Origin of the sequence: Streptomyces sp. NPDC046881, assembly GCF_040645015.1 — a bacterium.
Taxonomy (GTDB): domain Bacteria; phylum Actinomycetota; class Actinomycetes; order Streptomycetales; family Streptomycetaceae; genus Streptomyces.
In genome coordinates this window covers 15089-29896 of sequence record NZ_JBEYXJ010000103.1, presented here as the reverse complement: position 1 = coordinate 29896, position 14808 = coordinate 15089, and the positions used below count along the sequence as shown (strand labels likewise).

Annotated in this window: 11 protein-coding genes and 1 pseudogene; 5 read left to right on the top strand and 7 right to left on the bottom strand. The window is 75.1% G+C overall.

The genetic code is table 11. The annotated features are described in order from the left end of the window. Positions 1 to 113: 113 nt before the first annotated feature. A complete protein-coding gene (locus tag ABZ923_RS33210) occupies positions 114 to 320 on the bottom strand; it encodes a hypothetical protein (RefSeq protein ID WP_208036003.1) in 207 nt (68 codons plus the stop codon). A 223-nt stretch (positions 321 to 543) separates the two neighbouring features. Here ABZ923_RS33210 and ABZ923_RS33205 point away from each other — a divergent pair, with 223 nt between their 5' ends. From ABZ923_RS33205 to ABZ923_RS33195, 3 genes and pseudogenes are all read left to right on the top strand, one after another. Further along, positions 544 to 2382: a glycoside hydrolase family 15 protein gene (locus tag ABZ923_RS33205; RefSeq protein ID WP_361479316.1), complete on the top strand. Its 1839-nt coding sequence runs from the start codon at positions 544 to 546 to the stop codon at positions 2380 to 2382. A 182-nt stretch (positions 2383 to 2564) separates the two neighbouring features. Continuing rightward, positions 2565 to 3035, top strand: a pseudogene (locus ABZ923_RS33200) (FG-GAP repeat protein); the annotation flags it as partial. 99 nt (positions 3036 to 3134) lie between these two features. Beyond that, positions 3135 to 3371 carry a hypothetical protein gene (locus ABZ923_RS33195; RefSeq protein ID WP_208036005.1) on the top strand — a complete coding sequence of 79 codons (237 nt, stop codon included), beginning with the start codon at positions 3135 to 3137 and terminating at the stop codon, positions 3369 to 3371. Between the two features lie 12 nt (positions 3372 to 3383). Here the strand turns inward: ABZ923_RS33195 and ABZ923_RS33190 are convergent, their stop codons facing one another. From ABZ923_RS33190 to ABZ923_RS33170, 5 genes are all read right to left on the bottom strand, one after another. After that, a complete protein-coding gene (locus ABZ923_RS33190) occupies positions 3384 to 4733 on the bottom strand; it encodes a hypothetical protein (RefSeq protein WP_361479313.1) in 1350 nt (449 codons plus the stop codon). A 59-nt stretch (positions 4734 to 4792) separates the two neighbouring features. Continuing rightward, positions 4793 to 7540, bottom strand: coding sequence for a SpoIIE family protein phosphatase (locus tag ABZ923_RS33185; RefSeq protein ID WP_361479310.1), 2748 nt, complete (start codon positions 7538 to 7540; stop codon positions 4793 to 4795). 41 nt (positions 7541 to 7581) lie between these two features. Next, positions 7582 to 10137 (bottom strand): SpoIIE family protein phosphatase, encoded by a 2556-nt coding sequence (locus tag ABZ923_RS33180; RefSeq protein ID WP_361479307.1) that lies wholly within the window; start codon positions 10135 to 10137, stop codon positions 7582 to 7584. 188 nt (positions 10138 to 10325) lie between these two features. Beyond that, positions 10326 to 10613, bottom strand: coding sequence for a DUF1232 domain-containing protein (locus tag ABZ923_RS33175; RefSeq protein ID WP_361479304.1), 288 nt, complete (start codon positions 10611 to 10613; stop codon positions 10326 to 10328). A gap of 26 nt (positions 10614 to 10639) precedes the next feature. Continuing rightward, entirely contained in the window at positions 10640 to 11845 is a 1206-nt protein-coding gene (locus ABZ923_RS33170) for a hypothetical protein (RefSeq protein ID WP_361479302.1), read from the bottom strand. 336 nt (positions 11846 to 12181) lie between these two features. Here ABZ923_RS33170 and ABZ923_RS33165 point away from each other — a divergent pair, with 336 nt between their 5' ends. After that, the gene (locus ABZ923_RS33165; protein ID WP_358643772.1) at positions 12182 to 12577 is read left to right on the top strand and encodes a PadR family transcriptional regulator; all 396 of its coding nucleotides are present in this window, start codon (positions 12182 to 12184) and stop codon (positions 12575 to 12577) included. After that, complete coding sequence (locus ABZ923_RS33160; RefSeq protein ID WP_361479299.1) at positions 12574 to 13587, top strand: hypothetical protein; 1014 nt, start codon at positions 12574 to 12576, stop codon at positions 13585 to 13587. The genes ABZ923_RS33165 and ABZ923_RS33160 overlap by 4 nt, the downstream gene beginning before the upstream one ends. A 153-nt stretch (positions 13588 to 13740) precedes the next feature. Here the strand turns inward: ABZ923_RS33160 and ABZ923_RS33155 are convergent, their stop codons facing one another. Beyond that, positions 13741 to 14706, bottom strand: coding sequence for a DUF1152 domain-containing protein (locus ABZ923_RS33155; RefSeq protein ID WP_361479296.1), 966 nt, complete (start codon positions 14704 to 14706; stop codon positions 13741 to 13743). Positions 14707 to 14808 lie beyond the last annotated feature (102 nt).

Sequence of the window (14808 nt, the reverse complement as noted above, 5' to 3'; positions counted from 1 at the left end):
GTACGTTCTCCATGCCTCCGCTCCTAACCGGCGCGCGGAGGCCTTGAACATGTGAGTTCGGCGGCCACGCCCGGCCGGTTCCCCGTTCCTGTCCCGGATGTCCCCGGACCGCCCTAGGGCAGCAGCTTCTCGATGGCAGCCGTGCCCTCCGACTCCAGCTTGCGACGCGCCCAGTCGAGGGTCTTCGGTGTGACGTCCCTGCCCGCCGCCATCACCAGGTCCTCAGGGGTGACGTCCCTGGGGGGCGCGGAGTGGAGCAGGGCGTCCGGGGTGCAGACGTCGTCCGACGAACGGGACTCTTCGGGTGTGGATGTCGACATGATGCCTCCTCCTCGGTCCGGATGACCGCATCCGTGCCGGTGCCTCCGAACGGAGCACACTCTCACCATTCCCCTCCCCGGCGCAGCGTGCATCCCGAAGCGCCCAGGGAAGGGTGAAGGGCACCTTCCCACGCCACACGGAAGCACTCCTCCTAAGCTGGAAAACATCCGAAAGCGGGAAAACACCCGCACCCCGGACCACGCCCCGACCGGGAGGCCGCCGATGGCCGAGACGCCGTATCCCGAGGACGCCCCGCGCAACCCCCGCTACCTGCCCATCGCCGAGCACGGGCTCATCGGCGACCTGCGCACGGTGGCCCTGGTCGGCAGCAACGGCACGATCGACTGGTACTGCTGCCCGGCCTTCGACGCCCCCAGCGTCTTCGCGGCCATCCTGGACGCCGAGCGCGGCGGCTGCTTCGACCTGGCCGCCGCCGTACCCGCCCGGACCAAGCAGTTCTACTTCCCCGACACCAACGTGCTGATCACCCGGTTCTTCACCGAGGACGGCGTCGGCGAGGTGCAGGACTTCATGCCGGTCGTCGCGGACGCCCCCGGCGAGGCCGGCCGGCACCGGCTGATCCGGCGCGTGGTCTGCGTCCGCGGCACCGTCCCCTTCCGGGTGCTGGTCGCCCCCCGCTTCGACTACGGCGCCGTCGCCCACACCGTGCGCACCGTGGACGGCCTGGTCCTGTTCGAGTCGCCCGCCGGGTCGCTGGCGCTCACCTCCACCGTCGTCCTGGAGTGCGACGCCCGCGACGCCCGAGCCGACTTCAAGCTGAGCGAGGGCGAGTCCGCGGTGTTCGCCCTCGACCAGGTCGACGGCGCGGTGGCCCCGCGCGGCTGCGCCCACGCCGAGGCGGAGCACGAGTTCAACGCCACGGTGGCCTACTGGCGGCGCTGGCTGCACCAGTCCCGCTACCGGGGCCGCTGGCGGGAGATGGTGCACCGCTCCGCGCTCACCCTCAAGCTCCTCACCTACGCCCCCACCGGCGCCATCATCGCCGCCCCCACCACCAGCCTGCCCGAACAGCTCGGCGGCGAGCGCAACTGGGACTACCGGTACGTGTGGGTGCGGGACGCCGCCTTCGCCGTCTACGCGCTGCTCCGGCTCGGCTTCAGCGGCGAGGCCGAGGCGTTCATGCGGTTCCTCACCACGCACATCAGCCCCGGCTGCGGCGACGGCTCCGGCCCGCTGCAGATCATGTACGGCATCGACGGCCGCTCCGACCTGCCCGAACGCATGCTGCCGCACCTGGAGGGCCACCAGGGCTCGGCTCCGGTCCGGGTCGGCAACGCCGCCGTCGACCAGCTCCAGCTCGACATCTACGGCGCCCTGATCGACTCCATCTACCTCTATGACAAGTGGGCCCAGCCCATCTCCAGCGGCCAGTGGGACGACGTGTGCCACCTGGTCGACTGGGTCTGCGACCACTGGGACCAGCCCGACGAGGGCGTCTGGGAGACCCGCGGCGGGCGGAAGAACTTCCTGTACTCGCGGCTGATGTGCTGGGTCGCGATCGAGCGCGCCATCCGCCTCGCCACCCACCGGGGCCTCCCGGCCGACCACCGGCGCTGGCGCCAGGCCCGCGACACCATCTACCGGCGGATCATGGACCGCGGCTGGTCGCAGCGGCGGAACGCCTTCGTGCAGTACGAGGGCGGCGACGTCCTGGACGCCTCCCTGCTGATGATGCCCCTCGCCAAGTTCATCGCCCCCACCGACCCCAAGTGGCTGTCCACTCTGGACGCGCTCACCGAGGACCTCGTCTCGGACTCCCTCGTCTACCGCTACGACCCGCAGGCCAGCCCCGACGGCCTCCGCGGCGACGAGGGCACCTTCTCCATCTGCTCGTTCTGGTACGTCGAGGCACTCGTACGGGCCGGCCGGCTCGACGAGGCCCGGCTGGCCTTCGAGAAGATGCTCACCTACGCCAACCACCTCGGCCTGTACGCCGAGGAGATCGGCCGCACCGGCGAGCAACAGGGCAACTTCCCGCAGGCGTTCACCCATCTGTCCCTGATCAGCGCCGCGTTCAACCTGGACCGCGCCCTCGGCTGAACCGTCCCGTACACCCCGGCCCGAACCGATCTGTGCGGCACATGACCAGCAGAACCCGTCACACCGCAGGCTCCGCCGTCGCCGCGGCCTCCTTCCTGCTGCTGGCCTCGGCGGGCACACTCGCCGCGCCGGCCGCGTTCGCGGGCGCACCCGGCGGCACCTCGGGACGGATCCAGGTGATCAGCCAGTCCAGCAGGGGTGTACCCGGCACCTCCGAGGTCTGGGACGACTTCGGGCAGGCCGTCGCCGGCGGCGACCTGGACGGCGACGGCTACGACGACGCGGTGACCGGCGCGCCCGGCGAGGACGTGGGCACCGTCGCCGACGCGGGCGCGGTCTGGCTGCTGCGCGGCTCCCGCACCGGTCTCACCGCCGGCCACGCCCAGTCCTTCGACCAGAACACCCCGGGCATCCCCGGCACGGCCGAGTCCGACGACGGCTGGGGCGCCCAGGTGCGCCTCGCCGACACCGACGGCGACGGCCGCGCCGAACTGGTCGCCGCCGCGCCCGGCGAGAACGCCGGCGACGGCTTCGTGTGGCTGCTGCCCGCGAGCGGTACCGGACCGCTCGCCGAGGGCTCCTGGTCGTACGGCGCGGCGGCCCTCGGCGGCACCGCGCACGGCGCCCGTTTCGGCGCGGTGATCGACGAGTAGGGCCGGCCCGGATAGGCCGGTGTGTCCGCAGGTCGCACGGGTACCCGGGGTGTCCGAAAGCGGAACGGACACAGGGTCCACAGAAGGAGGAGACCCCGGATGACCAGCACCAGCGAGACCGGCGACGTCACCGGCACCCGCGACAAGGACTACAACCTCATCTGGTACGTCGAGGCGTGCCTGAGCAACGCCCTGCGTCTGGAGCAGTACATCCAGGACGCCGAGCGCGACAAGGACAACGAGGTCGCGGAGCTGTTCCGCAAGGCCCAGTCCGACAGCCGCAAGGGCGCCGAAATGGGCAAGCAGTTGCTGCGCTCGCGGCTCAACGGCGGCTGACCGCCGCCCCGCTCAGGCGAACCGGGAACTCGGAACGGGCCCGGCGGACCGGACACGCGCCCGGTCGCCGCGCAGCCACGTGCCCGCAACGGCCGTGGCGAACGCGGCGAACGCCGCGTCGCCGTCCGCCGGGCCCGCGCCGTCCCCGGCACTGTCCCCGGCGCCGTCGGCACCGTCGGACAGGTCCGCGCCGGTGATGCCGGCCGCGACCTCCGCCTCCGGACGGTCGTCCGCCGGCCCCTGTTCCACCCCGCCGTCGGCGGCCTGACGCAGCTGCGCGCCCCACGGCGCCACCACCGTCTGATGCAGCAGGGCGGCACTGTCCGGCGTGACGGCGGGCGGGTCCGTCCAGCAGCACGCGTGCGCGTGCAGCACCTGCCCCGGGGCCCGCTCGAACAGCTCCCCGACCAGCTCAGGACCGCCGTCGTGCGCCGCGAGCCCGTCCAGGTCGTACGCCACGACCACCGTGTCCGGCCGGCCCGGCGCGAACGGCTCGGCCGGCAGACCCAGGACCTCCGCCGCGGCGAGCCCGAGGATCCGCGAGTCCCGGTCGGGCAGCAGCGACACCGACCGCGGCCGGACCCCGGCGCCGTCCAGCAGCGTCCGCAGCCGCAGCAGACCGCGCAGACACTGGTCGGGGGAGTCCTGCAGGAAGGCGTAGCGGCCGTTCATGCCCGCGTCGAAGCCGTACGGCGACAGCGTGCCGAGGACCGTGCCGCCCAGCACGTACTGCCAGCCCCGCAGGTCCGCCGGGCCGAGCCCGCCCGCCCGCTCGGCGTCGGCGGCCCGGGCGAGGGTGCGGTTCTGCCGGTCCCGGGCGGGCTGCCACCGCGCGTCCTCCGGGTCGGACAGCAGCGCGTGCCGGCGCCGGGCCAGGTCCAGGTCGCCCGCGAGGACGGCGTTGTAGACCAGCAGGTAGCGGTCCGGCCAGTCCGCCAAGCGGTCGTCGTGACGGAGGAGTTCGGTCACCGCCTCCTGGTGCCGGCCCTCGTCCTCGTACGCCGACACCAGCTCGCGGAGCACGGGCAGCGCCCCGTCGCTGCGGCGCAGCGCCTCCCGCAGCGCGGGAACCGCCAGAGCCGGCACTCCGCGCTCGATGCACGCGTACCCGAAGTCGTACAGCGCCCGCGCGTCCCCCGGCGCGGCGGCCAGGGCGGCCGAGGCGTCGGCGAGGTCGGTGAAACCGGCGGAGCCCGCCGCCCGCCCCACCACCAGGGCCACCTCGCCGAGCGGCTGGTCCTCACCGGCGGCCCGGACCTGTCGCAGGGCGCCGGGCACGTCCCCGGCGTCCAGGGCTTCCCAGGCGGCGACGAGAGCGGGGGAGACGGGCCGGGTGGTCCGGCGGTTTCTGCGCGAGAACATGCCGGAGATCATCACCCGCCGTCCCGGCCCGGCTCAACGGATTTCCCGCGCCCCGGACCTCAGGACAGCGGCTGCTCCGCCCAGATCACCTTGCCGTGCGGGGTGTACCGGGTGCCCCAGCGTTCGGCGAGCTGGGCGACCAGGAACAGGCCCCGGCCGCCCTCGTCGGTGCTCGCCGCGTACCGCAGGTGCGGCGAGGTCGTGCTGCTGTCGGAGACCTCGCAGATCAGCGTGCGGTCACGCAGCAGCCGGACCCCGATCGGGTCGCGCCCGTAACGGATGGCGTTGGTGACCAGCTCGCTCAGGATCAGCTCCGTCGTGAACGCCAGCTCCTCCAGGCCCCAGTCGGCCAGCCGCCGGGTCACCGAGGCCCTCACCTCCGACACGGCCGCCGGGTCGGACGGCACGTCCCACTCCGCGACCCGGTCGCCGCCCAGCACCCGGGTGCGGGCGACGATCAGCGCCACGTCGTCGCTCGGCCGGGCCGGCAGCCGGTCCAGCACGGTACGGCAGGTGTCCTCCGGGGAGGCGCCCGGCGCCCGCAGCAGGGCGTCGCGCAGCAGGCCGAGCCCCTCGTCGATGTCCCGCTCCCGGTCCTCCACCAGGCCGTCGGTGTACAGCACCAGCCGGCTGTCCTCCGCCAGCTCCAGCTCGGCCGTCTCGAACGGCAGCCCGCCCAGGCCCAGCGGCGGGCCCGCGGGCACCTCCGCGAACTCCACGGTGCCGTCCGGGTGCACCAGCGCGGGCGGCGGATGGCCGGCCCGGGCCACCGTGCACCGCCGGGACACCGGGTCGTAGATCGCGTACAGGCAGGTCGCGCCCGTCACCACCGCCCCGCCCGTCGCCGGGGTCTCGTCCTGGTCGAGCCGGCCGACCAGCTCGTCCAGCAGGCCGAGGAGTTCGTCCGGGGGCAGGTCGAGGGAGGAGAAGTTGTGCACGGCGGTGCGCAGCCGGCCCATGGTCGCCGCCGCGTGCAGCCCGTGCCCGACCACGTCCCCGACGACGAGGGCCACCCGGGCACCGGACAGCGGCAGGACGTCGAACCAGTCGCCGCCGACGCCGGACTGCGCCGGCAGATAGCGGTAGGCGAGGTCCAGGGCATCCTGCTCGGGCAGGGTCCGCGGCAGCAGGCTGCGCTGCAGCGTGACCGCCATGCTGTGCTCGCGGGTGTACCGGCGGGCGTTGTCGATCGACACCGCCGCCCGCGCCACCAGCTCCTCCGCGAGCGCCAGTTCCTCGGGGTCGAACGGCTGCGGTTTCTCCGACCGCCAGAAGTTCGCCACGCCCAGCACCAGACTGCCCGCCCGCAGCGGCACGGTGATCAGCGAGTGGATGCCGTACGCCAGCACCTGGTCGGTGCGCTCCAGGTGCTGTGCCCGCCAGCCGGGCTCGTCCCGCAGCCGCGCCACCACGACCGACTGCCCGGTCGTCAGCGCGCGGGCCTGCGGCGAGGTGGCCACGAACCGGATCCGCTCGCCGACCGGGTACAGCGGGCAGTCCTTGCGGACGCCCGCGCAGGCCGTGCGGCGCAGCGCCGTTCCCGGCCGCGGCTCCTCCCCGTTCAGCACCGGGTCGAACAGGTCCACCGTCGCGAAGTCCGCGAACCGGGGCACCGCCAGTTCGGCCAGCTCCTCCGCGGTCCGGGTGACGTCCAGGCTGGTGCCGATGCCCACCCCGGCGTCGTACAGCATGTTCAGCCGCTCCCGGGCCACCTCCGCGCGGCCCAACAGGGCGCGCAGTTCGGTGGAGTCGCGCAGCGTGGTGACGCTGCCGGGCGGGCCGCCGCGCAGGTCGGTGGGCCGCTGGTTGATCGCCAGCAGGCGGTCCTTGACCAGGTGCACCTCGTCCGTGGCGACCCGGCCCGAGGCCAGCAGCCCCTCCGTCTCGTCGTCCAGGCCCAGCTCCAGCACGTGCCGCTGCTCGGCGTCCGCCGGCAGGTCCAGCAGGCGGTGCGCCTCGTCGTTGGCGAGCAGCAGCCGGCCGTCGCCGCCGACGATCAGCACACCCTCCCGGACCGCGTGCAGCACCGCGTCGTGGTGCTCGTACATCCGCGTCATCTCGTACGGCCCGAGGCCGTGCGTCTGGCGCAGCAGGCGTCTGCTGACCAGCGCCGTGCCCCCGGTGGCCAGCACCAGCGCCGCGGCCGCCGCCGCGAGGAGCAGCGGCAGCTGCTGCTCGGCGGCCCCGCCGACGTGCGCCGTGGTGACGCCCGCCGACACCAGGCCCACCACCTTGCCACCGGAGTCCTTCACCGGCACCACGACCTGTACCAGCGGGCCGATCGTGCCGGTGATGTGCTCGGTGACCGTGCCGCCGGCCAGCGCCGGGGCGAGCGTGCCGACGAACTGCTTGCCGATGCGGTCGGGTTTGGGGTGCGTGTAGCGGATGCCGTCGGTGTTCATCACGACGATGAAGTCCACGCCGCTCGCCTGGCGGGCGGCCTCCGCGCGCGGCTGCAGTACGGCCGTGGGGTCCGGCGAGCGCAGGGCGGCGACCATGCCGGGCGAGTGGGCGAAGGTCTCGGCCACGGCGAGGGAACGGTTCGTCGCCTCCCGGTCGCTGTCGTGCCGCACCTGGAGCACCTGGGCCACCACCGCCGAGACGACCAGCAGCAGCACGATCACCACTTGGAACAGGAACACCTGACCGGCCACGCTGCGCCCGGTCATCGCGGACCGCAGCACCCCCGGCCTGCTGCCACCCTTGCCGCCCTTGCCGCGCGGCTGCCGCGGCGGGCTGTGCGGTGCGCGCGGGTGCCCGAGAGAACGGGGCGGCCGAGACACGGGCCGGCCGGGCAGTCGCACCATGTGCCCATGTCTACACTGCCGGGCGCCTTCAGGCGAGACCGTCACCCGAGCCTCCTCGGGCCGGCCGCCCGCGGCGGGCCGGCGCGGTCCGGTCCGGGGTCGGGAACCGCGCGGCGGGCGGCGAGCAGGAGGGCGACGTCGTCGGGGCGGTCGGTGGCATGCCGGGCGGTGGCCGTCAGCCGGTCGGCGACCCCGGCCAGGGACCGCCCGCCGCGCCGGCCGACGGCGGCGCCTGCCCCGGCGAGCGCCTGCCGCAGCGCCGCGATGCCGTCGTCGATGTCGGCGCCGGGCCGCTCCACCAGGCCGTCGGTGTACAGGGCGAGGATCGCGTCCGGCTCCAGCAGCAGCTCGGTCACCGGGTACCGGGCGTGCGGGTCCACCCCGAGGACGACACCCCCGGGTATGTCCAGCAGCCGGGTGCTGCCGTCGGGGGCCCGCAGCAGCGGCGGCAGATGGCCGGCCCGGGCGATCCGGGCCCGGCCGGTGGCGGGGTCCAGCCGCAGGTAGCAGCAGCTGGCGAACTGACCGGGGTCCAGGTCGATCAGCAGGTGGTTGGAGCCGCTCAGCACCTCGTCCGGCGGCCGGTCGCCCAGCGCGAACGCGCGGACCGCGCTGCGCAGCTGGCCCATGGTGGCCGCCGCCTGCACCCCGTGCCCCTGCACATCGCCGATGACCAGGGCGAGCCCGTCCCCGGCCTCGACCACGTCGTACCAGTCGCCGCCCACGTCCATGCCCTGGGTGCCCGGCAGATAGCGGCCCGCGGTCTCCACCCGCGGGTGCGCCGACAACCGCCGCGGCAGCAGCGCCTGCTGCAGCCCGCGGGCGAGGGCCGCCTCGTCGTCGTACCGGCGGGCCCGCTCCATCGCGTGCGCGATCAGGCCGGCGAGCGCGGTGAGGACCGTACGCTCCTCCGTGCTGAAGCTGCGCGAGCAGTCGAAGCCGAGGATGCAGGAGCCGACCGGCCGGCCGGAGGCGATCAGCGGCAGGAAGGCCCGCGCCCCCTCGTCCGCGTCGAGCGCGATGCCCGGATAGGCCGCCGCGATCTGCTCCATGGACTCGAAGAACAGCGGCCGGCCGGTGGTCAGCGTCTCCACCCCGGGCAGGTGGGCGTCGAGGCCGACCCCCTCGAACGGGGCGAGGAAGCCCTGCGGGAACCCGGTCTCCCAGGCCAGGTACAGATGGCGGTCCTGGAGCAGGTAGATGGCCAGCTGCCGGCCGCCGAACGCGGGCAGCAGCTCCTGCATCACCACCTCCGACACCTGCCGGGCGGTCACCGCGTCCGTCAGCGCGATGGCCAGTGCGATCGGCCGGTACAGCGGCGCCATCGCGTGACCGCGGGCCACCGGGTCCCGTACGACGTGCGGCTCCGGGACCGCTTCGCGTGTGGCGTCCATGCGGCTGGCCGGGACGAGTGTGCAGGTCAGCAGGTCGGTGCCGGGGTGCACCGACACGGCGAGCCAGTCGCCCTCGGCGGGTTCGTCCCGGTCCCCGGCCGGCCGCCGGGCGTGGAAGTGGACCGGCTCGGGCGAGAGCAGGGCCCCGCGCAGGTGGTCGTCGTACGGCGGCCCGGTCAGCCAGGGCAGCGCCTCCCACAGCGGCCGCCCGAGCAGCGCCTCCCGCGGCCGGCCCGCCAGCCGGGCCGCGGCCGGGTTGACGTACACGACCACCCCCAGCCGGTCCAGGCAGAACACGCCCTGCGGCAGCAGGTCGGCCGCGCCGTCCGCGGAGGCGGACGTACCCGGGTCGAACACCACCCCGCCGACCGCCGGTCCGACCCCGTCGGCGTCGGCCGGCCACAGGTCCAGCAGCCGCGGAGTGCCGTCCCGGGCGCGCAGGCTGAGCGGTGCGTTCGGCGGTTTCCCGGCGGCGGCCTCGCGCAGCGCGGCCAGGACCCGGTGCGCGTCGAGCGGGGCCACGGCGTCCGCGAGCGCCGCTGTTGTTCCCGCGAACTCGCCGGGGCGCAGCCCGAGGAGGGCGTGCAGCCGGTCGTCGGCGCGGACCGCGGAGGTCGCCGGATCCCAGCTGAACCGCCCTACGGCGGCCTGCGCGGGCGGGCTCATGGGCGGCGGCCGCAGGCAGAGCGGCTCCGCGTCCCAGGACACCGCGTTCTCGTTGCCGTCGGTCAGGCCGAGCAGCTCGGCGCCCAGGCCGTCGGCGAGCCGGGTGAGCACGTCCCGGTCGAGGAGTTCGTCGACGGTGTCCGCCACCGCCGGGTGCAGCACGGTGAGCACGCCGAGCGGCTCGGTCCCGCCCGGCACCGGCAGGTGCGCGGACCCGAACGGGAAGGGCAGGCCGGCCGCGAACTGCGGATAGCGGCGCATGGTCTCGGTGGCGTTCGGCAGGATCACCTGGACGCCGAGCCGGTAGGCGTCGGCGACCGGGAACGGACGGTCGACGTGCAGCCGCCACCAGGGCTTGAACAGCGGGCCGGGCAGCCCCACGAGCACGGCGAGGCGCAGCAGGCCCGGGATGCCGGACCGCAGGTACACACCCGCCACCCGCCCGCCGGCCGCGGTGAGGGCGCCGGTCGAGGCGTCGGCCAGCAGCGCGGTCAGCCGGGCCCGCGTACGGACGGCCTGCTCGTCGCTCCCAGCCATCGGCCCTACCTCGTCCCGTGCGCCTCCGGGTGGATGACACAGCAAGAATGCGCCCCGAGACCTGCGGAACGCACCTGGGCGGCATGGAGCGAACGGGACGGGTCGGTGCGGCTGCCCGGCCGGCCCGCAGCCGGTGCCCTGGCACCGCCCCGGCCGGGGGCGGACCGCACGCTCGGCGGCCGGGCCGGTCAGGACCCGGACGTGCCCCGCGGCAGCGGCCCGGCGGTGCGCAGGCTGCGCAGGGCCAGGAGCAGGACGCCGATGTCGTCCAGGTAGACCGGGTCGGGCAGCAGATCGGTGGGCAGCAGCAGATACGCGACCGCACCCCAGAACACCCACCGCGGTCCCGTCGGCAGCCCCGCCCGCCGCAGGGTCCGCCGCGCCCGCACCAGCCGTACGAGCAGACCCACCGCGACGGCGAGCAGCACCGCCGCGACGACGGCGGCGATCACCAGCAGGGTCGTGGTCCTGTCCATCCCGGCTCCTCGTCCTGGTCGTGCGCCTACGACGACCGGTCGTCGACGGCGCCCCCGGTGTCCTTGCCGTCGTCCGTCTCCCGCGCGGTGCCGTTCGGCGCGGCGTCCGCGGCGGGCTCCGGCTGCGGCCGTCCCTTGGCCGTCAGCTTCAGCTTCTCGAACGTCCGCGTCAGCTGCTGCAGCGGGCCCGGGGTCCGCGAGGCGGGCCGCTGCTGGGGCAGGGCGGACGCGGGCACGTCGCGGTAGGCGGCCAGGGCCTCCAGCGCCTGCTCGGCGGCCTGCTTGTACAGGTCCCGGGACTTCGTCATCGCCTCCAGCGCCTCGGCGTACATCGCGACCAGCTGCCGCTGGCGCTCCAGCTCCTCCTGGAGGGTCAGCAGGGTCCAGTCGTCCCGCAGATCGGTCAGCGCCTCCGCCATGCCCTGGGGCAGCGGCCGGGGCAGGGCGACGAAGTGCCGCAGCGCCGTGAGGAGTTCGGCCGGTTCCGAGCCGTCCAGGAAGACGTTGCGGACGCTGTGCTCCCGGCCGTCGTAGCCCTTCGGCGCCGGGTCGGGCGGCAGCAGCACGGCGCCGCCGCGCGGCACCTCCACGCCGAGGTCCTTCAGCGCCCAGTTGACCGCGCGCAACTGCTGCGGGCTGGCCCGGTGCTCCACCACGCGGTGCCGCAGGCCGGGCGGCAGCAGCCGGGCCAGCGGCAGCCGGCCCCGCTCGTCCGGCGTCATCGCCTCGTGGACGACGACGTGCACGACCCACGCCTGACGGGCCGCGTCCCGCAGCCGGCGCCGCATCTCCTTGTCGTCCTCGGGCAGCGCGTTGACCTGCCGCAAGCGCAGACCGGGGACCGTGGGGTGGTGGTCCCAGGAGCCGTCCGCGTCCTCGTCCGAGCCGCTCTCGGGCCAGAACAGGGTCGCGGGCGAGGGCCACGCGTCGTCCCACGGCTGTTCCGCCTCCGCGACCAGCCGCCACTCGCGGCCCTCCGGCCGGCCCTGAGACGGTACGAGGGTGAGCCGGGCCCGCACGGTCACCGTGCCGCCGGCCCGCCAGCGTGCCTCGAAGACCCTGCGGTCCGGGTCCTCGGCCGGCGGTTCGGCGAAGTCGTCGATGTCCCCGCTGCTCTTGTGCCGGCGAAGGGTGCGGCGGACGGCCTCCTCGGGTGCGGGACCGGTGTGACGGCCCCGGGCCGCCCAGAGGGTCTGAGGGATGGTGGCGCGGTCGGTGGCGGAGTTCGACATGAGCCAATCTGCTGATGGGGGCGGGTGTGGCTCCCAGTATCACCGTTCGGCGGGGAGATGCGGCGGCCGGGGCCCGGCCCCGCGCGTCGTCCGGGGGTGCGACCGGCGCACGGGGTGTGTGCCGTACGCCCGGGGTGTGCGCGGTGCGCGTCAGGTGAGCGCGGTTCACCCGTGCCCGGCCGTCCCGCACGGTGCCCACAATGTCCGGCGAACGGGGTCCGCCCGTCCATCCGCTTCGGGGCGGACCCCGTTCGCCTCCGCCCCGAGCGCCGCCCGCCCCTTCTGCTCGATATATATCGGCCGCCGATATATCCTGGCCGCATGACAGCGAAGAGCATGACCCGAGCGGCGTTCTTCGTCCTCACGGCGCTCGCCGACCAGCCGCGGCACGGCTACGGCATCCTGCGCGAGGTGGAGGAACTCTCCGACGGAGAGGTGCAGTTGCGGGTCGGCACGCTGTACGGCGTGCTGGACCGGCTCACCGCGGACGGCCTGATCGTGCTGGACCGGGAGGAGGTGCAGCAGGGCCGGCTGCGGCGCTACTACCGGCTCACCGACGAGGGCGTGGCGGCCCTCGACGCCGAGGCCGAGCGGATGGCCGCCGGCGCCGGGGCCGCCAAGCGGCGCATCGCCGCGGGCCGCCGCGCCGGCGCCCCGGCCCGTCCCGCCACCGGGGGCCCGGCCGGCCTCGAACCCCCGACCACGCCCGGACTCGCGGGAGGCTTCGCATGACCACGCTGCTGGAGACCCGCTACCGCACCGTCCTGCGCCTGCTCCCCGCCTCCTACCGGCGCGAACGGGAGGAGGAGATGGTCGAGACGTACCTGTGGGACGTCGACCGCGAACTCCAGGACCAGAGCCGGCCCACGGTCGGCGAGGTGGCCAGCATCGCCGCGCTCGCCGTGCGCTGCCGGCTCGGCGCGCCCGGCGCACCCCGGCGGTACGCCCTCCTCGGCTCCGCCGTCCGCCTCTTCGCCCTGTCCGCCCTGCTGCTCCAGGCGGCCTCCGCGGCCGTCACCCCGGTCCTGGAGCTGACCTGGGCGTTCACCCACGGGCCGAGCGGACGGCACATGTTCCTCACCGGGTTCACCGGCCGGGGCACGACCGAGACGGTCGCCGCCGTGCTGGCCTGGACGCTGCCCCTGCTGTGGCCTGTCGCCTACTTCGCGCTCCTGCACGGCCGCCGCCGCCCGGCCCGGTACGCGGCGCTCGGCGCGGCCCTGCCGGCCCTGTGGCCCCTGGTCCGCGCGATCGGCCCGCTGGCCGGGGACGGCATGGCGCCGGGACTGCCGTGGTACGAGACGTCGGCGGCGCTGCTGGCCTGGCTGCCGGCGCTCGCCCTGTGCGCCGCCTACCACCGGGACGCGCCCGAGGCCCGCCTGCCCGCGGGCTCGCCGGGGTTGGTGTTCCTGGCCGCGTGCGTGGTGGCCGGCGGGTCCGTGGTGCTGCTGCCCGGCGTCGCGGACCTGGTCTGGGCGCCCGCCACCGGATTCGTCGTGGGCGCCCTCGGCTGGCTGCTGTGGCGCGCCCGGCACACGGACCGTACGACCCCCGAGGCCGGCCTCGCCCTGGCCGCGCTCGGTCTGCTCCTCCTCGCGGTACGGGTCGCGGCCCTCTACCCCTGGCTGCACGTGCCCGGAGCCGGTGCACTCCTCGGCGGCGGCCTCGGCCAGACGGCGGCCCTGGCCCTGCTGACCGTGGCACTGGCCGTGGTCGGGGGCCGCGACCTCGCCCGCGGCTGACCGTTCCCGGGCGTCGGGGCGTCGGGGCGTCGGGGCGTCGGGGCGTCGGGGCGTCGGGGCGTCGGGGCGTCGGGGCGTCCGGGCGGACGGTGACCGGTCCCGCCGGTGTTCCGGTCCGCCCCCGCCGCCACCGTCGCCCCCCCGGCCCGGAGGTCAGTGCGGGAACACCCGGGGCGGCCGCTGCCGGGGCAGCTCCTCCCGGAACCCGTTGACGGCCGTGCTGATCTGACGCATCAGCACCGTGTCCTCCAGCCGGTCCAGGTACAGGTTGGCGCGCGCCAGCGCGGGCAGGTCCACGCAGAAGTACAGCGCCATCAGCGGGTTGACGAACAGCTCGCTGTCCCGGGTGCGTTCGGTGAAGCGCACGTCGCCGAAGGCACCCCGCACCGCCGCGGCGACGGACCCGTGCACGATGCTGGGACGGCTCTCGTGGCAGCGCTGGGCGTGGTCCACGGCGTCCAGGTAGGCGATGCCCTCGGGGCTCTCGCGCGGGAGGGAGAAGGCGCCCAGGTAGCCGCCCGCACGGTCCAGAGCGGCCAGGTTCTCCAGGACCAGGGCGTGGTTGACGCCGTGATGGGCGTCCACACCGAAGCCCAGGCAGGCCACCAGCCGCTCCGGCACCTCCTCCAGACCGGCGACGGCGGCCAGGCTCGCCATGTCCTCCTCGGGAGTACCGAGCCCGTGCTCGTCCCCGCGCATCAGGATGTCCGTGCCGCCGTCCACCAGCACGATCGCGTCCACCCCGCCGAGGTGTTCGAGAAGCGCCCGGTAGGCGGCGCGCAGCGGCCCGACACCGGTGAGAGGGAAGGCGTACACGGTCTCGGGCAGGCCCTGCGCGCGCAGCCACCGGGCCAGGGCGCGTTCGGGGAAGTAGTCGCCGCGCAGGGGGGTGTCCGGACGGACGGCGGCGACGTCCACGGCGACCCAGCTGTCGAGGTCCAGACCGTACAGGTCGGCGAAGGAGAGGCTGGCCAGGTGCACCTCCTTGCCGGCCGAGCGCAGTGCGAGGGCCAGCGGGAGTCCGGCGTAGACGTCGAAGCCGCCGCCGGCGCCGGCGACCAGCACGCGACGGGCCTCGCGCAGGCGGGAGAAGAACGCGGGTTCGGACAGCGAGAACACCGCAGGACCCTAACAGGGCCGTCCCGGGAGCACCTTGGGGGTTTTCCCGGTACGGTCCCGGAGACGGCCCGGAGTGTCCACAGGGCCCGGGCGGCCGGCTGC